A 23,153-nucleotide genomic window follows, 5' to 3' on the forward strand; every position below is an offset into this window, starting at 1 on the left:
AGGAAGGAACAGCATGACAGATGTAACCGTAAAATCACTGGCCGCTGAGATTCAGACACCAGTTGATCGCCTGGTACAGCAATTTGCTGATGCAGGGATCAACAAATCTGAAGTAGACTCAGTTACCCAGCAAGAAAAAGAAACATTACTGGCGCACTTAAACCGTGAACACGGTAGCGCGCCTAATAAACTCACGTTGCAACGCAAAACGCGTAGCACCTTGAATATTCCGAGCACCGGCGGAAAAAGTAAATCGGTGCAAATCGAGGTCCGCAAGAAACGCACTTATGTAAATACGCCGGAAGCTGAACAAGCGAAAGCGGAAGAGCAGGCACAGCGTGAAGCGGAAGAGCAGGCACAACGTGAAGCGGAAGCAGCAGCGCAGAAAATCGCTGAAGAAAAAGCTAAACGTGCGGCCGAAGAACAAGCCAAACGTGAGGCCGCTGAAAAAGCTAAACGCCAAGCAGCGGAAAAAGAAAAAGTGACGAATCAACAAACCGACGAAAAAACCAAGCCAGCTCAGACTGATAAAGCACGCCGTGAAGCTGAAGCTGCCGAGCTGAAACGCTCAGTAGAAGAAGAGACACGCCGTAAGGTCGAGGAAGACGCTAAACGCGTTGCTGAGGAAGCCCGTAAGATGGCAGCCGAAAACGAAGGTAAATGGCCAGAACCTGTGGCAGAACAAACCGAATCTGCTGACTACCATGTCACCACTTCACAACATGCGCGCGCCGCGGAAGATGAAAACGACGCCAAAGTTGAAGGTGATCGCCGTAGCCGCACTCGTGGTGGAAAGGCAACCAAGCAGAAGAAAGGCAATAAACTCTCTGAGTCTAAAGCTGATCGCGAAGAAGCACGTGCTGTTGGCCGTAAAGGCAAACGTAAACCAAGCACATTGCAGCAGAGCTTCAACAAGCCTGTTGTTGCGGTTAACCGCGATGTAGTCATTGGCGAGACTGTAACTGTCGCTGAATTGGCGAACAAAATGGCGGTTAAAGGCTCTCAGGTCATCAAAGCAATGATGAAACTGGGCGCAATGGCAACCATTAACCAGGTTATCGACCAAGAAACAGCACAGATGGTTGCTGAAGAGATGGGCCACAAAGTCATCCTGCGTCGTGAAAACGAACTGGAAGAAGCGCTGATGAGTGACCGTGATACTGGCGCTGAAGCTGCTGCTGAGCACCGTGCACCCGTTGTGACCATTATGGGTCACGTTGACCACGGTAAAACCTCTCTGCTGGACTACATCCGCTCCACGAAAGTGGCGTCAGGTGAAGCTGGCGGCATTACTCAGCACATCGGTGCTTATCACGTTGAAACTGAAAACGGCATGATCACCTTCCTGGATACCCCAGGACACGCCGCGTTTACTTCAATGCGTGCCCGTGGTGCTCAGGCAACAGACATCGTGGTACTGGTTGTTGCTGCTGATGATGGCGTGATGCCACAGACTATCGAAGCTATTCAGCATGCCAAAGCGGCGAACGTGCCGGTTGTGGTTGCAGTGAACAAAATCGATAAGCCAGAAGCTGATCCAGATCGCGTTAAAACCGAGCTGTCTCAGTACGGTATCCAGCCTGAAGAGTGGGGCGGTGATTCCCAGTTCATCAACGTATCTGCGAAAGCCGGTATCGGTATTGATGAGTTGCTGAACGCCATCCTGCTGCAAGCTGAAGTACTGGAACTGAAAGCAGTTCGTACTGGCATGGCAAGTGGTGTTGTTATCGAATCCTTCTTGGATAAAGGCCGTGGCCCTGTCGCTACCGTGCTGGTTCAGCAAGGAACCTTGAACAAAGGTGATATCGTACTGTGTGGCTTTGAGTATGGCCGTGTGCGTGCGATGCGTGACGAGTTAGGCCGTGATATCACGTCTGCTGGTCCATCTATTCCGGTTGAAATTCTGGGTCTGTCCAGTGTTCCTGCTGCCGGTGATGAAGTTACCGTTGTTCGTGACGAGAAAAAAGCCCGTGAAGTTGCACTGTATCGTCAGGGCAAATTCCGTGAAGTTAAGCTGGCTCGTCAGCAGAAATCCAAGCTGGAAAACATGTTTGCTAACATGACCGAAGGCGAAGTTTCTGAACTGAACATTGTCATCAAGTCTGACGTTCAGGGTTCTTGTGAAGCTATCTGCGATTCACTGGAAAAACTGTCTACCGACGAAGTGAAAGTCCGCATTGTGGGTTCAGGCGTTGGTGGTATCACCGAAACTGATGCAACACTGGCTGCTGCTTCTGGCGCGATCATCCTTGGCTTTAACGTTCGTGCTGATGCTTCAGCGCGTCGTGTGGTAGAAACCGAAGGTCTGGATCTGCGTTACTACTCAGTAATCTATAGCTTGATCGACGAAGTTAAGCAGGCGATGAGTGGTATGTTGGCGCCTGAGTACAAACAGCAAATCATTGGCTTGGCTGAAGTACGTGATGTGTTTAAATCACCGAAATTTGGCGCCATTGCAGGTTGTATGGTTACTGAAGGTGTGATTAAGCGTAATAATCCAATTCGTGTTCTGCGTGACAACGTGGTTATCTATGAAGGTGAGCTGGAATCTCTGCGCCGCTTCAAAGATGACGTTAACGAAGTCCGTAACGGCATGGAGTGTGGTATCGGCGTTAAGAACTACAACGACGTCCGTACTGGTGATGTAATCGAAGTCTTCGAAATTATCGAAATCAAACGTACTATCGATTAATCGCCTCAGATCTGCTTATATCCATTTGGGGGGCCTTGGCCCCCCGACTTGTCTGGAGAGTCCAAATGGCAAAAGAATTCAGCCGTTCTCAGCGTGTTTCGCAGGAAATGCAGAAAGAGATCGCACTCATCTTACAGCGTGAAATCAAAGACCCGCGTGTTGGCATGGCTACCGTATCAGGTATCGAGCTGTCCCGTGATTTGGCTTACGCTAAAGTTTTTGTGACCTTTTTGAACGTATTAACCGATAACGCAGATCCGGATACGGTAAAAAATGGCATTAAAGCACTACAAGATGCCTCCGGTTATATCCGCACTTTGCTGGGTAAAGCGATGCGTCTGCGTATCGTGCCAGAACTGACTTTCGCTTATGATAACTCTTTGATTGAAGGGATGCGGATGTCTAACCTGGTGACTAACGTCATCAAAAATGATGTAGAACGTCAGGTTAATCCAGGTAGCGACGAGGAGAAGTAATGGGTCGTCCACGTCGTCGCGGCCGTGACATTAACGGCATTCTGTTATTGGATAAGCCGCTGGGCCTCTCCTCTAATGACGTTTTACAAAAAGTAAAACGCCTCTTTAGCGCTAACCGCGCAGGGCATACAGGGGCGCTTGATCCACTGGCGAGCGGTATGCTGCCTATATGCCTGGGAGAAGCGACTAAGTTTTCCCAATTTTTGCTGGATTCAGATAAACGCTACCGCGTCGTTGCTCGCTTAGGGCAACGTACTGATACTTCGGATGCTGAAGGCGCATTAATCAGCGAGCGGGAGGTCAAGGTGACTCAGGCTCAGATGGATGCTGCTCTGGAGAGTTTTCGTGGTGATAGCCAGCAAATTCCGTCGATGTATTCTGCGCTAAAGCACCAAGGTAAACCGCTGTATGAATATGCCCGCCAGGGGATTGAAGTCGAGCGTGAAGCCCGCAGTATCACAGTGTACGAGTTGCTCTTTATCCGCTGGGAAGGCAACTTTCTTGAGCTGGAAATCCACTGTTCCAAAGGCACTTATATTCGCACCATCATTGATGACTTGGGTGAATTGTTAGGTTGCGGTGCGCATGTGAGTTATCTGCGTCGGTTGCAAGTGGCTACCTATCCAAGTGACCGCATGGTGACTTTAGAACAGCTGAAAGCGATGGTTGAAGCGGCGCAGGTAGATGAGCGCTCGCCAAATCCAGAACTGGATCTACTACTGCTCCCGATGGACAGTGCGGTATTAAACTTTCCTGAAGTCAATCTGTTACCCGCAGTAGCTGCCTATGTTAAGCAGGGGCAGCCGGTGCATGTATCTGGCGCACCGGATGAAGGAATGGTTCGTATTACTGAAGGCGAAGAGCATAGCTTTATTGGCATCGGCACCATCGCAGAGGATGGTCGGGTTGCACCGAAACGTTTGGTTGTGGAGTACGCCGAGTAGGGCCTAGCGGCCTTTCTTGCGATCCCGCGGTTCAAAGAGTAGAATAGTGCGGCTTACATATTGGGTTGCTGAATTAGAGATCGGCGCCTGTCTTAATTTATCTATATATTTGGAGTTGTATCATGTCTCTAAGTGTTGAAGCGAAAGCTAAAATTGTTGCTGACTTCGGTCGCGGTGAAAATGACACCGGTTCAAGCGAAGTTCAGGTTGCTCTGTTGACTGCTCAAATTAACCATTTGCAAGGTCACTTCTCCGAGCACAAAAAAGATCACCATAGCCGTCGTGGTCTGCTGCGTATGGTATCCACGCGTCGTAAGCTGCTGGACTACCTGAAGCGTGAAGATGTAGCGCGTTATGCTTCCCTGATCGAACGTCTGGGTCTGCGTCGCTAAGTCTGCGAGTTTCGGGAAAAAGGGGCCAATAGGCCCCTTTTTTCTAAGAAGCAATGATAAAATACGTTAGTATATTGTTGTTGTTTATTACTCAAAGTGGCAGCTAACACCGCTTCCGCTTCAAGTAAGAAGAGTAAATTTTAAAAATAGGATCTTCCGGTGCAGAGGTTCGCGCGGCTAATGAGAGACTTTAACTCAATGCGGGTTAAGGATTGTCATTAGTCGCGAGGATGCAGTGTGAAGGTAATAGTGATAGGTGGATGAGATCGTCAATACGATCCGGCACCGCATAGTATAAGGATACTATTTTGCTGACTCCGATTATTCGTAAATTCCAGTACGGCCAACATACCGTAACCATCGAAACGGGCATGATGGCTCGCCAGGCAACAGCTGCTGTCATGGTAAGCATGGACGACACCGCAGTATTTGTGACTGTTGTTGGCCAAAAGAAAGCTAAACCAGGTCAGAGCTTCTTCCCGCTGACTGTTAACTATCAGGAGCGTACTTACGCTGCTGGCCGTATCCCAGGCAGCTTCTTCCGTCGTGAAGGCCGCCCAAGTGAAGGCGAAACACTGACTTCACGTCTGATTGACCGTCCGATTCGCCCACTGTTCCCAGACAGCTTCCTGAACGAAGTTCAGGTGATTGCGACCGTGGTTTCTGTTAACCCACAGATTAACCCAGACATCGTGGCACTGATTGGTGCATCAGCTGCGCTGAGCCTGTCAGGCATTCCATTCAACGGCCCAATCGGTGCTGCTCGCGTTGGTTTCATCAACGACCAGTATGTGCTGAACCCAACGACTGACGAACTGAAAGAGAGCCGTCTGGACTTGGTTGTTGCCGGTACTGCGGGCGCAGTATTGATGGTTGAATCTGAAGCAGACATTCTGTCTGAAGATCAAATGTTGGGCGCGGTGGTCTTCGGCCACGAACAACAACAAGTTGTGATTGAAAATATCAACGCTCTGGTTGCCGAAGCCGGTAAACCTAAGTGGGATTGGCATGCTGAGCCAGTTAACGAAGCGCTGCACGCGCGCGTTGCTGAGCTGGCTGAAGCTCGTCTGGGTGACGCATATCGCATCACTGAGAAACAAGAGCGTTACACTCAAGTTGATGCTATCAAAGCTGATGTGACTGAAGCGTTGCTGGCACAAGACGAATCTTTGAATGCGTCTGAAATTCAGGACATTCTGGGCGATGTTGAGAAAAACGTTGTTCGTAGCCGCGTATTACGTGGCGAGCCGCGTATCGATGGCCGCGAAAAAGACATGATCCGTGGTCTGGATGTGCGTACTGGCGTATTGCCACGTACCCATGGTTCTGCGTTGTTCACCCGTGGTGAAACTCAGGCACTGGTTACTGCAACACTGGGTACTGCACGTGACGCGCAAAATATTGATGAGCTGATGGGTGAGCGTACTGACTCATTCCTGCTACACTATAATTTCCCTCCATATTGCGTTGGTGAAACCGGTATGGTTGGCTCACCGAAACGTCGTGAGATTGGCCATGGCCGTCTGGCGAAACGTGGTGTGTTGGCAGTTATGCCAAGCCCGAGCGAGTTCCCTTATACTGTTCGTGTGGTTTCTGAAATCACCGAATCTAACGGTTCTTCCTCAATGGCTTCTGTTTGTGGTGCTTCTTTGGCCCTGATGGATGCAGGCGTGCCAATTAAAGCCGCTGTTGCGGGTATCGCGATGGGTCTGGTTAAAGAAAACGAAAACTTTGTCGTTCTGTCTGACATTCTGGGTGACGAAGATCACCTGGGTGACATGGACTTTAAAGTGGCCGGTAGCCGTGACGGTATCACCGCATTGCAAATGGACATTAAAATTGAAGGCATCACCCGCGAAATCATGCAGGTGGCTCTGAACCAGGCCAAGGGTGCGCGTCTGCACATTCTGGGTGTTATGGAACAGGCTATCAGCACACCTCGTGGTGATATCTCTGAGTTCGCTCCACGTATCTACACCATGAAAATCAATCCTGAGAAAATCAAGGATGTGATCGGTAAAGGTGGTTCTGTGATTCGTGCGTTGACTGATGAAACGGGCACCACGATCGAAATCGAAGATGATGGTACCATTAAGATTGCAGCAACCGACGGCGACAAAGCAAAACACGCTATTCGTCGCATCGAAGAGATTACTGCTGAAATCGAAGTGAACCGTATCTATGCGGGTAAAGTGACCCGTATCGTTGATTTCGGTGCGTTTGTGGCAATCGGCGGCGGTAAAGAAGGTCTGGTTCATATTTCTCAAATCGCTGATAAGCGCGTAGAGAAAGTGACAGACTACCTGCAGATGGGCCAAGAAGTGCCAGTTAAAGTAATGGAAGTTGATCGTCAGGGCCGTATCCGCCTGAGCATCAAAGAAGCCACTACTCCTGACGCAGAAGCTCCGGCACCAGAAGCAGCAGAGTAATAAAGCATTCCATAGCCCCTGACTGATGAGTGAGGGGCTATGTTATCTCGAGGGCAGGATGCTCTTGTGTTAAACAAATGGATGAAAGGATATTTATCCAATGTTTGTCTTCGGGAGTAGGAAATGAAGCCTTTCTTGCGCTGGTGTTACGTTGCGACAGCACTCATGCTGGCAGGATGCAGCAACCATGATTGGCGTAAAGACGAGGTGTTGGCTATCCCGTTGCAACCGACGTTGCAGCAGGAAGTGATTCTGGCGCGCATGGAACAAATCCTTGCAAGTCGGGCACTTACGGATGATGAGCGCGCACAGCTTTTATATGAGCGCGGAGTGCTGTATGATAGCCTCGGGCTACGGGCACTAGCGCGAAATGATTTTTCGCAAGCGTTAGCTATTCGTCCTGATATGCCAGAAGTTTTTAACTATCTGGGCATTTATTTAACGCAGGCAGGCAATTTTGATGCTGCCTATGAAGCGTTTGATTCTGTACTAGAGCTTGATCCAACTTACAATTACGCGCGTTTAAACCGGGGTATCGCTCTCTATTATGGCGGTCGACTCCCGTTGGCGCAGGATGATCTGCAGGCGTTTTATCAAGACGATCCAAATGATCCCTTCCGTTCGTTGTGGCTGTATCTGGTGGAAAGAGAAATCGATCCCAAGGCAGCGGCAGTAGCGTTACAACAGCGCTATGAGAAATCGGACAGAGGGCAATGGGGATGGAATATTGTCGAATTCTACCTGGGCACGATCAGCGAAAAAGCGCTGATGGAAAGGCTCAAGGCAGATGCAACGGATAACACTTCGCTCGCTGAGCATCTCAGTGAAACTGACTTCTATTTAGGTAAACATTACCTAAGTCTGGGGGACAAGAACACCGCTTCGGCGCTGTTCAAACTGACGGTAGCTAACAACGTTCATAACTTTGTTGAGCACCGCTATGCATTGTTGGAATTGGCGCTTTTGGGCCAAGAACAAGACGACCTATCGGAATCGGACCAGCAATAGCTGACGAACAACTATCAGCCTGAGATACCTTGGTTTTTACCAATGTTAATCACCCTAACAGGTGATGGCCTTTTTGTTCGTTTTATAATCTAATTTGAGCCGGTTCACACTTTTCAATGAAAATGACTGAAAATTTTCTCGACGAGTTATGTAGACTGGCTGCCATTATTAATGAGGCACGTGTACATGACTACTGAGCTTGAAACCTCTTTTGCTGATCTGGGGCTGTCCGCTCCTATTCTTTCCGCTCTAACTAGCCTTGGTTATGAAAAACCATCGCCAATCCAGTTAGAATGTATCCCACACCTGTTAAACGGCCGTGATGTTCTCGGCATGGCGCAAACAGGCAGTGGCAAAACAGCCGCGTTTGGTCTGCCGCTGTTACACAATATTAAAGCTGAGCTGAAAGCACCACAGGTTCTGGTATTAGCACCAACCCGTGAGTTGGCTATTCAGGTCGCTGAAGCACTGTCCAGCTTCTCTAAAGATATTAATGGCGTCAACGTAGTGGCCCTGTACGGCGGCCAGCGTTATGACGTTCAATTACGCGCTTTGCGCCAAGGGCCACAAATTGTTGTTGGTACCCCAGGTCGTCTGTTAGATCACCTGAAACGCGGCACCCTTAACTTGTCCAACCTGAGCGGTTTAGTGTTGGATGAAGCAGATGAAATGCTGCGCATGGGCTTTATCGAAGACGTTGAAACTATCATGGCGCAGATCCCGGCTGAACATCAGACCGCGCTGTTCTCTGCTACCATGCCAGAAGCCATTCGTCGCATTACCCGCCGCTTCATGAAAGATCCACAGGAAGTGCGCATTCAGTCTAGCGTGACTACCCGTCCTGACATCAGCCAGAGTTTCTGGAGAGTGGGTGGCGGTTACAACAAAAAAGAAGCTTTGGTTCGTTTCTTGGAATCTGAAGATTTCGACGCCGCTATCATCTTCGTGCGTACCAAAAACGCGACGTTGGAAGTTGCAGAAGCCCTGGAGCGCAGTGGTTATAGCAGTGCTGCACTGAACGGCGATATGAACCAGTCTTTACGTGAGCAGACACTGGATCGCCTGAAAGATGGCCGTCTGGATATTCTGATCGCAACTGACGTTGCTGCTCGTGGCTTGGACGTTGAGCGTATCAGCTTGGTTGTAAACTATGATATCCCTATGGATTCAGAGTCTTACGTTCACCGTATCGGCCGTACTGGTCGTGCTGGTCGTGCTGGTCGTGCGTTGCTGTTCGTTGAGAACCGTGAACGTCGCCTGTTGCAGAACATTGAACGCACCATGAAGCTGACCATTCCAGAAGTTCAGTTGCCAAACGCAGAATTGCTGGGCGAACGTCGTTTAGCACAGTTTGCTGCTAAAGTCGGCCAACAGCTGGAAAGCAGTGATTTGGATCTCTACCGCGCATTGCTGGCTAAGCTGCAACCAGAAGAAGAGTTTGATCTCGAAACGCTGGCTGCTGCACTGCTGAAGATGGCACAGGGCGAACGTCCTCTGATTCTGCCACCAGAAGCACCGCGTCGTCCGCAACGTGAATTCAATTCCCGTGATGACCGTGGCAATGACCGTGGTAATGATCGCGGCCGTGACCGTGGTGATAGCCGCCGTGAGCCTCGCGCTGACAGCCGTGATGGTGGCGAGCGTCCAGCACGTCGCGAACGTCGTGATGTTGGTGAGATGGAGCTGTACCGCATTGAAGTGGGCCGTGATGATGGTGTTGAAGTTCGTCATATCGTTGGCGCTATCGCTAACGAAGGTGATATCAGCAGCCGTTATATCGGTAACATCAAGCTGTTTGCTTCTCACTCAACTATCGAGCTGCCAAAAGGTATGCCGGGCGAAATGTTATCTCACTTCACCCGCACTCGTATCCTGAACAAGCCGCTGAACATGCAGCTGTTGGGTGATGCGCAGCCACACGAACGTCGTGAGCGTCCAGCTGGCGGTAATGGTGGTGAGCGCCGTGGCGGTCCTCGTTCAGCCGGTGGCGAACGTCGTGATGGCGCAGGTGCTCCTCCTCGTCGTTCATTCGGCAGCGACCGTGCTCCAGCCGGTAATGGTGGTGGCGAACGTCGTGGTAGCCGTGATGGTCAGCGTTCAGCTGCACCACGTCGTGATGATGCCGCTGCACCAGCAGCAGCGCCAGCGCGTCGTCGTTTCGGTGATGCATAAGTCTTAGTCATCTCAGATGATTAAACGTAAAAAACCAGCCTCCGGGCTGGTTTTTTTATGTCTGCAACTCTTCGTCAGGGTGCGTGTTACAAGCGGCCAATCGACTGTAAATCTTGCTGCAAACTCGCGACTATCTTAAAGGAGTGCAATCGTGCCTGATGATCAAAAATCTGACCATTGATCATCAACTCATCGGCCTGCGTTTCCCGCAACAGTGACTGTAGCCCATGGCGTACTTTGCTTTTATCGCCAATGATGGATAAGCGCAGCGCCTGATCGACGCCAAACTGTTCTGCTGGTGAGCAGATCTTCTCCATATCTTCCACTGGCGGTGGTAGCTGACCCGGTGTGCCACGGCGCAGGCTGACAAACTGCTGCTGCATCGAGGTAAACAGGAAACGCGCATCACGTTCCGTATCCGCGGCCACCACATTGACGCAGACAATGGCGTAAGGTTTTGGCCACTGTGCTGACGGCTTAAAGTTTTCCCGATACAACGAGAGCGCCTGGAACAGCATATCTGGTGCGAAGTGTGAGGCGAAGGCAAACGGCAGGCCCATGGCTGCGGCGAGTTGCGCACTGTACAGGCTTGAACCCAGCAGCCACAGCGGCACATGTAAGCCCTGACCCGGTACCGCTTGCACTGCCTGTCCTGGCTGCACTTTTGCAAAGTAACTTTGCAGTTCACGTACATCCGATGGGAAGTTATCAACCTCAGCTGACAGATGGCGGCGCAGCGCCATCATGGTGCGCTGATCACTGCCGGGCGCACGGCCAAGACCGAGATCAATACGATCAGGGTAGAGGGAGGCGAGGGTACCAAACTGCTCGGCAATCACCAGCGGCGAATGGTTAGGTAGCATGACACCACCAGAGCCTACGCGGATTGTGTTGGTGCCACCGGCAATATAGCCAATCAGGACCGAGGTCGCGGCACTGGCAATGCCGGTCATGTTGTGGTGTTCGGCGAGCCAGTAACGGTGATATCCCCAGTTTTCGGCATGTTGCGCTAAATCCAATGAAGCATGGAAAGCATCCCGTGGGGTTTTACCTTGAGCTATTGGTGATAAATCGAGCACCGATAGGGGGATTGTATTTTTATCTGTGATAGAAACATTATTATCAATCATAGAATCGTCCATCTTAACCTTATGTCGAGTCGCTTGAAGGGCGAGTGCGTTTATGTGTAAACGCGTGGTATGCAGATAAGAGCATAAACTAAAGGGCGATTCTCTGAAGGGGAATAAATGCGGCGAGGGAGGGGGATAAATCACTAGCCTGAATTGTTGGGAGAGTAGTTATGCTCCCCCAATAATATTCAGGAGACCAATTCTAGTCCGGCGAGTCGCCGCCAATAGCCGTTGCAATCCGCTTTATCTGTCAGTGCCAGCGGGGCCAAACCCTGCTCGTTGGCGCGGAATTGATCGATAACTTCCAGTGTCTCAATACCTTGCGGCGAAAGACGGACGATATCCACCAACCCCTGCATCGAGTTCAGATCATTACCGAGGTTATAGCAGTAACCGCTTTGCGTCTGAATGCCGTTGAGGATGAAGACCTGCTGCTGCTCCTGCGACAACACCTTGCGCCCTTGTGGATACTTAATGCAGCAGGTTTCGCACTCATCTTTGGCGCGATCTTCTGAACGGGCGGTAAAGCAGCGGGCAGAATACGCCAGCGGCAGATGGCCGTAACTCAGCACTTCCACCTCAAACTGATGGCGAAAACCCAACTCTTCGCACTGCTGTAAAACATTACTCAGCCAGTCGCGGGAAAGCTCCACTGGCATACACCAGCGCATCATGCCCTGACGATGTAAAATTCGCAGAGTATAGGCGTTATAGCAGTTCAGGGCGTGACCCGCGACAAAAGGCAGGCCGCGTTCCGCCGCCATATTCACCGCACCTAAATCATTCGCTTCTAGCAAAAACTCGCCGTTCTCCACATAGCGCTTCAACTCATTCAGTTCGGACGGGGCCTGCAACAGCGCCAGTGTGGAAATCACCACCTGCTTGCCGCTGGCGGCGACCTCTTTGGCTAAGGCCAGCCAGTCGCCGACTCTCATTTCACGGCGCTTGGTGCAGACATTCTCACCGAGGTAAATAATGTCGGCACTGCTATTGGTTGCTGCGTGATAGAAGGTTTCAATCTCTGTTTTTGGCCAGTAATAGAGCACTGCGCCTAAGGCATACTTCATATTTCCTCCGGCTACTGCCACTTGCGATGATAAGCGCCCAGTGTGGTCTGGGTTCCTTCGGACATTGCGCCCAGTTGTTCCATCCACTCTGCTTTGGCGGCAAATTGCGCCGGATTGGCCTGATAGCGGTCAATCGCCTGTCGCCAGACTTTGGCAACCTGACTGACATAAGCCGGGCTGCGTTGGCGGCCCTCAATTTTTACTGAGGCGATATTCGCGGCAAATAGTTCCGGCAGTAGCTCAAGGGTATTCAGGCTGGTCGGCTCCTCCAGGGCGTGGTAGCGCTGGCCATCTACCAGATAGCGCCCCTTGCACAATGTGGGATAGCCGGCGTTTTCATTGTCGTCATAGCGGTCGATCAGCACCTCATTGAGGCGTGACTCCATACCTTGCGGGGTCTGCTGCCAACGGACAAAGCGCGCGGGTGAACAAGCGCCCACGGTATTGGGGGATTCACCGGTCAGATAGGATGAGAGATAACAGCGGCCTTCAGCCATAATGCACAGACTACCAAAGGCGAAAACTTCCAACGGGACCGGGCTGGTACGTGACAGCTGTTTCACCTGATGCATTGAGAGTACGCGCGGTAGAACCACCCGTGCCACATCGAAATGGCGCTGATAAAAGCGGATGGCCTCATCGTTAGTCGCTGAGGCTTGCACCGAGACATGGCGCTCCACTTCGGGATAACGTTCGGCGGCATACTCCAGCATGGCGAGATCCGCCAGAATCAGGGCATCAGCTCCAAGTTGCGCCGCCATATCCACCGCCCGTTGCCAACGGGAGTAGCCGTCGGGGTGGGCGAAGGTGTTGATGGCGATATGCAATTTGCGTTTACGGCTATGAACGTAATTAACAGCTTCCTGTAGCTTTTTATCGGTGAAATTAAGGCCGGCAAAATGGCGGGCATTAGTATCATCTTTCAAGCCGATATACACCGCGTCGGCACCATTATCGATTGCGGCTTTCAATGCGGGTAAATTGCCGGCAGGACAAAGCAGCTCCATAGAATTTTCCCCATCCGAAGATGATATTGGTATTTTATCGAGTGGCGATTTTAGTTAACCTACTTTGAACTGACCTTGATATAAGGCAGCTTCTTTCGCATTGGTGGCATTCTTCTGATATTTAGCCCAGTTCTGATGCAAATTTTATTGATTTAACGCGCTTTCCGGTTTTGCCAATGTGGCAATATAGACGTAATTATCGAGATCTAAACCCAAAGTCATTGGCGTTGCAGGTAGGCAGCAAGCTAATCCCCTGCGGCTTCAGGCGGAGGGGATATCACCAAATAAGGAGTCCAGCCTGTGTTGGGAGAACTACGAGCACGTCTTGTGCGTCAAGGGCCTGCGCTGTTGCGGGGGCCGCTAAAGTTAACACCATTTGCCTTACAGCGGCAGGTCATAGAGCAAGTGCTGGGGTGGCAATTCCGCCAGGCATTGTTGGACGGCGATCTGGAGTTTTTGGCATCCCGCTGGTTAAAAATTGAAGTACGTGATCTCGCGTTGCAATGGTTTATGACGGTAGAAAACGGTAGGCTGGTGGTGAGCCAACAGGCTGAAGCGGATGTTAGCTTTAGTGGTGATGCCAACGATCTGATTTTGATTGCTGCCCGTAAAGAAGATCCGGATACGTTATTTTTTCAGCGCCGGTTACGAATTGAAGGGGATACCGAATTGGGCTTGTATGTGAAGAATCTGATGGATGCCATTGAATTGGAGTCCATGCCAACCTTGCTGCGAGTGGGTCTGCAACAGCTGGCAGAGTTTATTGAAGCGGGTCAGCAAGAGGGTGTGGCAAGTGCTTCCCGCACATTAGCATCATGTTGATCAGAGTAGAAATTCCGGTGGATGCACCGGGAATAGACGCGCTATTACGCCACTCATTTGAGAGTAATGACGAAGCTGAATTGGTGCAGCAACTGCGCGAAGATGGCTTACTAACGCTGGGGATTGTCGCGACTGATGACGAAGGCGGTGTAGTCGGCTATGCCGCATTCAGCCCGGTCGAAGTTGGTGGTGAAGACCGTCAATGGGTCGCGCTGGCACCACTGGCGGTGGATGAGAGTCTGCGTCGGCAAGGTTTGGCTGAAAAACTGGTGTATGAGGGGCTAGATTCGCTCAATGAGTTTGGTTATGCCGCGGTCGTGGTATTGGGTGATCCGGCCTACTATCAGCGCTTCGGTTTTGTTCCGGCGGCCCGTCACCAATTGAGTTGTCGCTGGCCTGGTACCGAAGAGGCTTTTCAGGTTTATGCTTTGGCGGAAGATGCCCTGACTGATGCTGATGGCGAAGTGGTGTTTTCTGCTCCGTTCAGTCGGTTCTAACCGCTAACGGTTTTATCGCTAAGCATGGCGAGCAGTGAAAGAGGCTGGTTAATCACCAGCTTCTCTTTTTGCGGTTTACTGAGCTGTTTCACCCGATATTCCAGCTTCAATGCTGTCGAACGATCCCCTGCTTCACAATGAAATACCAATGTTAACTCACCTTTCCCTCGCAGCGCTTTTGCCCCTTTTCCACTCTGATGCTGTGCCAACCGGCGTACTACATCGGTGGTAATACCGGTATAGAGCATACCGGAGGCGGTGCGCAGCAGATAGAGATACCAAAGGCTATCCGTCATCATCTTATTCCAGTCCGGGGGTAGCGGTTTGGAACATTATTACCGGAATTGCGGGCCGTATCCTGATTTTTTTATCTGCTGGCACCTGATCCTGCTAAATCAGTGTACTGATGACTCTCTTTTTACTGACTACCGGTTCTTTACCGATTATTTAGTCTTTGCTGCAAATTCAAAACGTGGTGAAACCAAACCGTATAGTGTCCAGCCGAGGAAGGTCACAATCGCCCCCCAAGTCATGGCTTCCTGACCTGAGCTATAGAGCGCATAGAAGCTGTACATCGCGCCGATAAAGGCAATGATATTTGCTTTACGGGCCTTCGCCGGTGGGACATTAGCGGTTTTCTGAATAATCACCAGTGCTGCCATCGACAGAATATAAGGGATGATATTAGTCACTACCGCCAGATTCACCAGCACGTTGAACTGCTTGTTCAGCGACGGGCTAATGGTCATCAGCGACAGTACACTCTGGATGATAACAATGGTCAGCATCCCTTTGACCGGCGCATCTGCTTTACTGACTTTAGAGAAGATTTTCGGGAAGAAACCTTCATCAGCAGAGGATTTGAACACCTGAGCGATGGTGAACTGCCAGCCGAGCAGTGAGCCGACGCAGGACATAATCATCAATGCCATGATGATTTTACCGACTGCCGGGGTGAACATATAGGCGAACGCCAGACCAAAGGGCGCGGTAGAGTTAGCCAGATCCATATTCGGCACAATACCGGCAATGACGTTGGTTGAGATGATATAGATAACCGCTGCACCTAAAGTCCCACCCAATACGGCGATCGGAACGTTACGTTCAGGGTTTTCTACGGCATCGGTATTCGCACAGGCAGACTCCAAACCTAAGAAAGCCCACAGTGTCATTGAGATAGAGGAGCCTACAGCCTCGAAGGTTGGCACGCCATGTGGATTCCACGCCGCCATATAGGCAGAGCCGCTAAACCAGAACCAGCCAACAATTGAGATACCCACCACTGGGATAATCACCCCCCAGATAGTCACACTACTGATTTGGCCGGTAATACGTGCGCCACCAAAGTTGGCCACGGTTGCCAGCCACAGAACACCGATGGTCGCGATACAGATACCCAGCGGGGTCAGCGTCGCGCCCAGTAATTCAGTACCATAACCCACGGCTGAAATGGCAATGGCGATATTGGCAATCAGCAGCGAAGCACCATAGGTATAGTTAGCCATAAAGTTGCCGGACTTACCGAAGGCATACTCTGCGTAACCCCCCATCCCACCTGATTTACGACTAAACATCCCGCATTGGGCGAAGGCATAGGCCAGCGCCATAGAACCTACTGCTGTGACTAACCATGAGACGATAGAGATCGTCCCAACTTCGGCGAGTTTGGTTGGCAGCATAATTATGCCAGACCCCATCATATTGACGGCGGTCAGAATAGTCAGCTGTACGACTCCCATCTTATTATTTGTTTTACTCATTTTTATTATCTCTTTTTTAATTTCAGAGACTGCGGGAATAAGCTATTCCCGCAGATTGAGCGAAAGCTAGTATTGGTGTTGTAAAAATAAAAATTATTTTATTATTATTTCATCATGTAGCCGTATGCACGGTTCCATCCATCTTCATCGACTTGCAAATAAACGCCTTGTAATTCAGGTGCAAAACCAGGCAGTAAATTAATACTCTCTTCTAATGCCAGGAAATAACGTTGAGCTGCGCCACCCCAAACTTCACCAGGGACTACACACAATACTCCCGGTGGGTAAGGAAGTGCGCCTTCAGCGGCAATTCGACCTTCCGCTTTACACAATGGCACTAATTCAGCATGACCACGGACGAATTCAATATTCGCATCCTGCGGATTCATCATAACTTTAGGGAAATACTGTTTACGGAACATCTCTTTTTGTAACTGCTTAACATCGTAGCTAACATAAAGATCATGCATCTCCTGGCACAATTTACCAATGGTATAACCTTTGTAGCGAGTTTCATTATTACGATACACGGTTGGTAATACATCGCTTAACATGGCATCTTCTTCAATGAAACGTTCAAATCGGGCAATTTGCGCGACCAAATGTTGCATTTTTGCCAAATCTTCTGCTGGCGTTAATAAGAATAGAATTGAATTCAAATCACATTTTTCTGGCACGATACCATTTTCGCGTAAGAAATTAGCCAAAATAGTGGCTGGAATACCAGATGCCGTATATTCACCAGTATTGGTATCAATCCCTGGCGTGGTTAATAGCAGTTTGCATGGGTCGACAAAATATTGTGACTCTTCATAACCTTCAAATGCATGCCATTTTTCGCCAGGAATAAAGTTAAAGAAACGCAAATCTTGTGCCATGGCCTCGGTGTCATATTGCTGCCAAGGTTTGCCATCAACTTCGACCGGAACAAACGGCTTAATCATGTTACAGGTATTTAAGATCATTTTACGCGCTTCAATACCGGTCTTAACGCAATCCAGCCACATACGTTGACCACTTTTGCCTTCATGCATTTTTGCGTTGACATCTAATGCTGCAAACAGTGGATAGAATGGGCTGGTGGAGGCGTGCAGCATAAAGGCGTTATTAAAGCGTTTATGGTTGCAGTAGCGATCCTGACCTTTAATATGTTTGTCTTTCTTATGAATCTGCGAAGTTTGTGAGAAACCCGCTTGTTGTTTATGGACTGACTGGGTAACGATAATACCGGGGTCGTTCTCATTCAGTTCAAGTAATAATGGTGAACAATCCTTCATCATTGGAATAAATTGTTCGTAGCCCACCCAAGCAGAGTCAAACAGAATATAGTCGCAAAGGTGACCGATTTTATCCACCACCTGGCGGGCATTATAAATGGTGCCGTCATAGGTACCCAGTTGGATAATGGCCAGGCGGAATGGACGTGCTTCGTTAGCGCGCTCAGGTGCGACGCTACGTATCTGTTCGCGCAGGTATTTCTCTTCAAAACAGTGGGCATCAATCCCACCGATAAAGCCAAACGGGTTACGGGCAGTTTCCAGATATACCGGAGTTGCACCTGCTTGAATCAGTGCGCCATGGTGGTTGGATTTATGGTTATTACGGTCAAACAGCACCAGGTCGCCACGGGCCAGCAGCGCATTGGTCGCCACTTTATTTGAGGCGGATGTCCCGTTCAGGACGAAATAAGTTTTATCGGCATTAAAGACTTTCGCCGCATGTTTTTGTGCATCACATGGTGCACCTTCGTGAATAAGTAAATCACCTAATTTGACGTCAGCATTACACATGTCAGAGCGGAAAATAGTTTCGCCGTAGAAGTCAAAGAATTGGCGGCCCGCTGGATGTTTACGGAAGAATTGACCACCCTGATGCCCTGGGCAAGCAAAGGTAGAGTTCCCCATTTCAACATATTTTTTTAATGTACTGAAGAATGGCGGCAGCAGCTCTTTTTCATATTTTTCTGCCGCTGATTCCAGTTGTTTACCATAAAAATCAGTGTTGTCACCGCAGAGCTCAAATACCCCATTTAATGAGGGTAATACGTCGGTGTTAAGCTCTTCTTCACAGCAAACTGCCGCAAAAATCGGGATCTCAAGTCCTAATGCATGAATGCTATCAATGACACCATTATTAATGTCTTGGACTGACAGTACAACCGCCGCGATATCGGTAAAATCTGTATGTAAGACATCTACTACTTCGCGCTGAGATTCAAAGCAGGGTATAGCTGAAGTACTTGCCGCAATATTTAGTTTTTTCATTATGGATTCTCTTTTATTTTATTTAGGGTATATAAACCCGTCCAACATTTTTGCAAATTGGATTTAGTCGCTTAATAAATTCGATATATAGCAGGCCGTATCAATGAAATAATGTTCATTGATATTTTTTCTGCTTTATCTCTTTTCTGCGAAACACTGCATCTGAATTTCAGGCGCAGTGATCCTCATGTCATTTAGCATTAATGACAAAGGTGACATTTAATTTTTTACGGGATAGCTATGTTTCTGCTGAAAGATAATTAACACTGGGTTGATATCGGCCGGGTAATAGCGTTACCAGTGCTGATAGCAATAAGATTAAAACCGAGTATTAGCATCTTTGAAGAACGCAGACAATAGTTAACATAACGCAAAGTTCAAAAAAATCACTTTTCGTCTCTGTCAAATATTGTGCATAGACAATGACTATCCAATAAAAACGGATGCCATCGCAAGAGGGGGATTATCTAAAATGGAAATAGGAAAAACTAAAATAACTACGGTGTGCCGGCATCATTAAATGCGTTGTCCGCCTTATATGCGCCATTTTCTTGTTGTTATTTTCCATTTGCGTAAGATCTCTGTTTTTTTAAACAAATTTTGGTTTTAAACAAGGTTTTCGTTTTAAGTAAGATTTTCGAAAAACGAGCTGATGCCGGCTATTTTAGTCATAACACTTATTCATTCTGTGACTCACGTCATGTTTTTATTCTATTTTAAAACACACCTTGACTAAAAAATGAATAAATAATCGATTTTATTCGTTTTAAACGGTTTTTATTCAAAACTGTACTGTATGTTATGCAAAACAGTAGGATTATATTTAACACGAAGGATACATTGGCGGGCTTATTATTATTCAATATGGGCAATGAGAGCGGGTTCTTAATATATTTTGTATTTTATTTGTTAATCCATAATTATTTGTTACACCTTCATGTTATACGCAAATTTTGCATATAAATGCATAATCATCTTATGCAGTAAATGTTAGCTAAATCACGTTATTAGGCACTTTCTCGCCATAAACCCTGTTCTTAGGGAGGATATGCTGGGAATGCTACTCTCATTAGCGATAAGTACGGGGAAATGGGGCAGTGGCTGCCCCAGTCTGGATAAGGTTAACTGAATAGCGGTAGGTTATTGCCGGTAAAGGGAATTTTTACTTGTATGATCTGTTGTTGGCGGGTTAATTCGAGGGAGAATATCTCGCCATCATTCTCTACCCGGACCTGCAATAACGGGTCGTGGTTATTCAAATCAAATACACAGGCCACTTGCGCCTCCGGCTGACTGTTACGCAAAATCAGATAGCTGATATCGCGCACGGATGGATTTGCCGGTGCTAATCCTTGGAAAAGCAGGGCGTCGGCGGCCAACCAAAGTGAGAGTGGGCGAGCCACAGTCTGATAATGGCACTGGAGCACTCCATTCAGGGGGCGAGCGGTAACCTGATGTAAGTATTGCATTGGCCCGTGGTCACTAAAAGTTGTGGGTTCACCCAGTTGCTCTGTTGCCATGCCATCGAGATGCAGTACCCAGTCCCACTGTTGTTGATGTGGATTGATAATGCTGCTGAGATCGATGATGGCGTCATCCAGCCACAAAATACGGCGGCGGAATTTTACATCACGGTAAGCTGCGCTATCCCATTGTATACGGGTGTGACTGTCCAGCTCTGGTGCTTTTTGACCCCAATCCACCTCGGTATCCAGCCAACTGAAAGCCGCCGATTGATGCCAGTTATGAATAATGGGCACCGCTGGGGGCTGATTTTTCTGATTGATACTGAGCGTATTGTGGGTGGAACTGTTTTTGTAGTAACCATAATGCAATTGTGCACCATAGCCAGTTGTACCTAAATCGGGCAAGATCTCTCGCCCTTGCTCAAACAAAATTAAGTTCAGTCGATCATAGTGATCATGTTCACCACCGTAGGGAGTGTGTTTTACCAGCAATGCCCGACCTGCTTGTGGCTGGCGTAAGATGGTTAATCCGCAGTCCGGTGCATGGAGTGTATCCGTTGGGATCACATCCATGATCTGTTGTGGTAACTCGTCAACGCCATACAGCAGCGCATCCAGATTTAAACGGGGTTGTTGGCGATAAATATGGTGCAGGGCAGCGGCATACTCATCATTGCCATAAATATTGAAAGCAAATTCATATAAATGTGTATGGCTGAGTTGCTCCTGTCCGGCGGTACAATCATTTATTCGGGGGAATGTGCCATCTGGCATCAACAGTTTGAGCGGGAAACTCAGCATGTCGCGGTAATAGGGGAGGGCCAACAGGCTATAGCGACTGCCTGCGGCCAGTTTTTCGAATGACCAGAAACCTTGCAGCGCATAAAAGTGGTAATGTACCGAGCCTTCAAACCACATTCCTTCACTGAATAGCCCGTGCTCTAACTGATAGCGCAGACCATAATCCGCATTAACCGCAGACTCAATATAGTGCTCATCGTCGAGGATTAAACCGATAATGGCGATAGCACTGTTGATTTTAACTTCATGGTTATGTAACTGGCGCGTACGGTGTTGCATTAGAAAATCCGCACCCTCCCGCAATAACCGCCCGGCAATGCAGTCCCGTTGATCCTGACTGAGGGCATCGGCAATAAAATCATATCCCAGCGTAAAATCGAGCAGGCAATTAGCTTCACACAGTGTCTGTGCATTGGCTTTGCCCGGCCCGTTGTACGGAATACCGCCGTGCACTTCATAGTCAGGATAGTAGTGGGCATAATCGATCAAAATATCCCGCACTTTATTGAGGTAGCCTATCTCACCGGTCAGTTGCCACAACAATCCAAGCTGATTGCAGGCTTTGGCATTCAGGCCGTTAAGCGCCCGCCACCAGGCGCCATCATAGGGTTCGCCACTAAATAGATGAGTGTCTACCGGGCAACGGTGCTGGGTGGGTGAATAGCGCTCCCACTCCAACTGCACACCGTGATCGGGGCAATAATAGTAGTGGTTCCAGGTGGCGATACCGGTGGCAGGAACCAGGGTTTCTGAGTTCAAGACAACCTGATTACCCGCAATCAGCGTGGTGATAATCTCCGGTTGCTGCATGACCCGCTGGCGGATTTTAACCATCTGCCGATCCGTAAACTGCTTCATAGCTGGTGTGTCCTCGACAATGCTTATTTTTTTGCGATCAGGGGCTGTGTTATCGGGTAGAGCAGGATTTCGACAGCATCCGGATATTTGGCAATCAGATATTGCGCTTTCTGTTGGAAATCAGGGTCTGTTGGGTAGGCACGGGCGGCGGTGATCATGTTTACCAGTGCTTTTTTATCCTGAATACCATCCAGATCTTTATATGGCCAGGCTTGGTCGGTATTGATAAAGCCCGCGACGTATTGATAGCCTTTTTTGAGGCTATGTTCGTCGAGAGTGAAGTCCCAGATATCTTTGCCAGCGACCTCACCCAGCCGACCCAGTTTGTTGTAGGCTTCCAGATGAAAATTACTGTAGTGCCACGGACGAGTGCGCTCCAACTCAGCATTTTGGCGACCCTGCATATCAAAATGTGATGGGATCCGGCGCAGCTGGGTGATCTCCAGACGCTTTTGCGCTGCGGCTTTTTGCTCGCTAAACAGGGCAAAGGAGGCGGCCTGCATATCAAAATAGGTGCCGTGATTATTGTGCCAATTATCTTCTTCGAACCCGTTTTGGCTAGTAGTCATCCATTGATAAAAATCGTGATACCAGCTTTTGATTGTCTGATAATCGGCATCCTTAAGTACATTCGCAGGCCTTATCAATTCCACTGCGTCTATGACATCTACCAGCGCCCGACTATCGATTAAGCCAATGCCGCGACCTTCATTGATACCGGGAATGGCTTGGGCATATTGCAGATTTGGGTTCATTCGGGTATCTGGATTGACGAACCAATTGACCAATTGATCCCGCGCTTTTTCGGCATACTCGGGCTTGCCAGTAAAGCTATAAGCTAACGCCAGATAATAGACATCGTCACTGAAGCTGTTCATGCGTTTTTTATCAGTTGCATCACTATTGGCATCCGGATTTGTTTCCCCGTCTTTACGCAAATAAGGCATGCCATCTTTCTTACTTGGGTCTGGCCACCAATAAGGCGGGAAGCTGTAATAGTCGTGCTTATCACCACTGGCGGCTAATAAGTTTTTATCCATCACCGAGTACAGTGGTTTTCCCAGCGCTTTGTCAGCCTTAGCTATCAGATTTTTATAAGATTTTTCATACAAAGGGTTGTTTTGCTTAACTTGGGTAACGCTATAATTTATATCATCCATTCTCAATAATAGTGGATGACTCTCAGCGGCATAAATAAAGGGTGAAGATCCCATGAGAATAGCCAGTAATAGGTTTTTTTTCCCCAGCATGTTCATCACTACTTTCCTTATTTTTGATGGTTTATTTTATTAAAAACAAAAGTTACAAAGTTATTTCTATCTATTTCTCTGTTTTTATGTAAATAAAATTACACCCATTAATAAAAAG

Annotated in this window: 19 protein-coding genes; 10 read left to right on the forward strand and 9 right to left on the reverse strand. The window is 48.8% G+C overall.

Annotation, left to right across the window (positions count from 1 at the left end; all coding sequences use genetic code 11):
* The first annotated feature begins 13 nt into the window (after positions 1–13).
* From infB to HRK25_RS08610, 8 genes are all read left to right on the forward strand, one after another.
* Positions 14–2,692 (forward strand): translation initiation factor IF-2, encoded by a 2,679-nt coding sequence (gene infB, locus HRK25_RS08575; protein WP_005272593.1) that lies wholly within the window; start codon positions 14–16, stop codon positions 2,690–2,692.
* Positions 2,693–2,757: 65 nt separating this feature from the next.
* On the forward strand, positions 2,758–3,168 hold the full coding sequence (gene rbfA / locus HRK25_RS08580) for a 30S ribosome-binding factor RbfA (protein WP_005175393.1): 411 nt from the start codon (positions 2,758–2,760) through the stop codon (positions 3,166–3,168).
* Positions 3,168–4,112, forward strand: a complete 945-nt coding sequence (truB, locus tag HRK25_RS08585) for a tRNA pseudouridine(55) synthase TruB (RefSeq protein WP_005272591.1) — start codon at positions 3,168–3,170, stop codon at positions 4,110–4,112. Before rbfA ends, truB begins: the two co-directional genes overlap by 1 nt.
* A gap of 122 nt (positions 4,113–4,234) precedes the next feature.
* Positions 4,235–4,504, forward strand: coding sequence for a 30S ribosomal protein S15 (rpsO, locus tag HRK25_RS08590; protein ID WP_004875409.1), 270 nt, complete (start codon positions 4,235–4,237; stop codon positions 4,502–4,504).
* A gap of 308 nt (positions 4,505–4,812) precedes the next feature.
* Positions 4,813–6,933: a polyribonucleotide nucleotidyltransferase gene (pnp, locus tag HRK25_RS08595; protein ID WP_005272588.1), complete on the forward strand. Its 2,121-nt coding sequence runs from the start codon at positions 4,813–4,815 to the stop codon at positions 6,931–6,933.
* 123 nt (positions 6,934–7,056) lie between these two features.
* The gene (gene nlpI / locus HRK25_RS08600; protein WP_032897116.1) at positions 7,057–7,941 is read left to right on the forward strand and encodes a lipoprotein NlpI; all 885 of its coding nucleotides are present in this window, start codon (positions 7,057–7,059) and stop codon (positions 7,939–7,941) included.
* A gap of 122 nt (positions 7,942–8,063) precedes the next feature.
* A complete protein-coding gene (gene yrbN / locus HRK25_RS20435) occupies positions 8,064–8,138 on the forward strand; it encodes a protein YrbN (RefSeq protein ID WP_223499600.1) in 75 nt (24 codons plus the stop codon).
* On the forward strand, positions 8,128–10,113 hold the full coding sequence (locus tag HRK25_RS08610) for a DEAD/DEAH family ATP-dependent RNA helicase (RefSeq protein ID WP_032897112.1): 1,986 nt from the start codon (positions 8,128–8,130) through the stop codon (positions 10,111–10,113). Before yrbN ends, HRK25_RS08610 begins: the two co-directional genes overlap by 11 nt.
* 86 nt (positions 10,114–10,199) lie before the next feature.
* Here HRK25_RS08610 and HRK25_RS08615 read toward each other — a convergent pair whose 3' ends face one another.
* The 3 genes from HRK25_RS08615 to ubiU form a co-directional block, all read right to left on the reverse strand.
* A complete protein-coding gene (locus HRK25_RS08615; protein WP_032897110.1) occupies positions 10,200–11,255 on the reverse strand; it encodes a luciferase-like monooxygenase in 1,056 nt (351 codons plus the stop codon).
* Between the two features lie 176 nt (positions 11,256–11,431).
* Positions 11,432–12,310, reverse strand: a complete 879-nt coding sequence (locus HRK25_RS08620; protein WP_005272580.1) for a U32 family peptidase — start codon at positions 12,308–12,310, stop codon at positions 11,432–11,434.
* Between the two features lie 11 nt (positions 12,311–12,321).
* Positions 12,322–13,317 carry a ubiquinone anaerobic biosynthesis protein UbiU gene (ubiU, locus tag HRK25_RS08625; RefSeq protein WP_005272578.1) on the reverse strand — a complete coding sequence of 332 codons (996 nt, stop codon included), beginning with the start codon at positions 13,315–13,317 and terminating at the stop codon, positions 12,322–12,324.
* Between the two features lie 300 nt (positions 13,318–13,617).
* On the opposite strand from ubiU, the gene ubiT reads away from it, so the two are divergent.
* Positions 13,618–14,139, forward strand: coding sequence for a ubiquinone anaerobic biosynthesis accessory factor UbiT (ubiT, locus tag HRK25_RS08630; protein ID WP_032897109.1), 522 nt, complete (start codon positions 13,618–13,620; stop codon positions 14,137–14,139).
* Entirely contained in the window at positions 14,133–14,636 is a 504-nt protein-coding gene (locus HRK25_RS08635) for a GNAT family N-acetyltransferase (RefSeq protein ID WP_032897106.1), read from the forward strand. Before ubiT ends, HRK25_RS08635 begins: the two co-directional genes overlap by 7 nt.
* On the opposite strand, the gene HRK25_RS08640 is transcribed toward HRK25_RS08635, so the two are convergent.
* The 6 genes from HRK25_RS08640 to HRK25_RS08665 all read right to left on the reverse strand — a co-directional run bounded on the left by HRK25_RS08640 (position 14,633) and on the right by HRK25_RS08665 (position 23,041).
* Positions 14,633–14,932 carry a GIY-YIG nuclease family protein gene (locus HRK25_RS08640; RefSeq protein ID WP_032897104.1) on the reverse strand — a complete coding sequence of 100 codons (300 nt, stop codon included), beginning with the start codon at positions 14,930–14,932 and terminating at the stop codon, positions 14,633–14,635. The genes HRK25_RS08635 and HRK25_RS08640 overlap by 4 nt on opposite strands.
* Positions 14,933–15,079: 147 nt before the next feature.
* Entirely contained in the window at positions 15,080–16,396 is a 1,317-nt protein-coding gene (gene potE, locus HRK25_RS08645; RefSeq protein ID WP_005272571.1) for a putrescine-ornithine antiporter, read from the reverse strand.
* Positions 16,397–16,500: 104 nt separating this feature from the next.
* Positions 16,501–18,660 carry an ornithine decarboxylase SpeF gene (gene speF / locus HRK25_RS08650; protein WP_005272569.1) on the reverse strand — a complete coding sequence of 720 codons (2,160 nt, stop codon included), beginning with the start codon at positions 18,658–18,660 and terminating at the stop codon, positions 16,501–16,503.
* 463 nt (positions 18,661–19,123) lie between these two features.
* On the reverse strand, positions 19,124–19,228 hold the full coding sequence (gene speFL / locus HRK25_RS08655; RefSeq protein ID WP_108088099.1) for a leader peptide SpeFL: 105 nt from the start codon (positions 19,226–19,228) through the stop codon (positions 19,124–19,126).
* Between the two features lie 553 nt (positions 19,229–19,781).
* Positions 19,782–21,785, reverse strand: coding sequence for a heparinase II/III domain-containing protein (locus tag HRK25_RS08660; protein ID WP_005272566.1), 2,004 nt, complete (start codon positions 21,783–21,785; stop codon positions 19,782–19,784).
* A gap of 23 nt (positions 21,786–21,808) precedes the next feature.
* Positions 21,809–23,041 (reverse strand): alginate lyase family protein, encoded by a 1,233-nt coding sequence (locus HRK25_RS08665; RefSeq protein WP_005272564.1) that lies wholly within the window; start codon positions 23,039–23,041, stop codon positions 21,809–21,811.
* Positions 23,042–23,153: the final 112 nt, after the last annotated feature.

Source organism: Yersinia bercovieri ATCC 43970 (assembly GCF_013282745.1).
Classification (GTDB): Bacteria; Pseudomonadota; Gammaproteobacteria; order Enterobacterales; family Enterobacteriaceae; genus Yersinia; species Yersinia bercovieri.

Bases quoted from the DNA above. Each gene is read 5' to 3' on its own strand.
- HRK25_RS08615 (WP_032897110.1), bottom strand. From the start codon at position 11,255: ATGGACGATTCTATGATTGATAATAATGTTTCTATCACAGATAAAAAT.
- HRK25_RS08660 (WP_005272566.1), bottom strand. From the start codon at position 21,785: ATGAAGCAGTTTACGGATCGGCAGATGGTTAAAATCCGCCAGCGGGTC.
- infB (WP_005272593.1), top strand. From the start codon at position 14: ATGACAGATGTAACCGTAAAATCACTGGCCGCTGAGATTCAGACACCA.
- potE (WP_005272571.1), bottom strand. From the start codon at position 16,396: ATGAGTAAAACAAATAATAAGATGGGAGTCGTACAGCTGACTATTCTG.
- rpsO (WP_004875409.1), top strand. From the start codon at position 4,235: ATGTCTCTAAGTGTTGAAGCGAAAGCTAAAATTGTTGCTGACTTCGGT.
- speF (WP_005272569.1), bottom strand. From the start codon at position 18,660: ATGAAAAAACTAAATATTGCGGCAAGTACTTCAGCTATACCCTGCTTT.
- HRK25_RS08635 (WP_032897106.1), top strand. From the start codon at position 14,133: ATGTTGATCAGAGTAGAAATTCCGGTGGATGCACCGGGAATAGACGCG.
- HRK25_RS08610 (WP_032897112.1), top strand. From the start codon at position 8,128: ATGACTACTGAGCTTGAAACCTCTTTTGCTGATCTGGGGCTGTCCGCT.
- HRK25_RS08640 (WP_032897104.1), bottom strand. From the start codon at position 14,932: ATGACGGATAGCCTTTGGTATCTCTATCTGCTGCGCACCGCCTCCGGT.
- ubiU (WP_005272578.1), bottom strand. From the start codon at position 13,317: ATGGAGCTGCTTTGTCCTGCCGGCAATTTACCCGCATTGAAAGCCGCA.
- truB (WP_005272591.1), top strand. From the start codon at position 3,168: ATGGGTCGTCCACGTCGTCGCGGCCGTGACATTAACGGCATTCTGTTA.
- HRK25_RS08665 (WP_005272564.1), bottom strand. From the start codon at position 23,041: ATGAACATGCTGGGGAAAAAAAACCTATTACTGGCTATTCTCATGGGA.
- speFL (WP_108088099.1), bottom strand. From the start codon at position 19,228: ATGGAAAATAACAACAAGAAAATGGCGCATATAAGGCGGACAACGCAT.
- rbfA (WP_005175393.1), top strand. From the start codon at position 2,758: ATGGCAAAAGAATTCAGCCGTTCTCAGCGTGTTTCGCAGGAAATGCAG.
- HRK25_RS08620 (WP_005272580.1), bottom strand. From the start codon at position 12,310: ATGAAGTATGCCTTAGGCGCAGTGCTCTATTACTGGCCAAAAACAGAG.
- nlpI (WP_032897116.1), top strand. From the start codon at position 7,057: ATGAAGCCTTTCTTGCGCTGGTGTTACGTTGCGACAGCACTCATGCTG.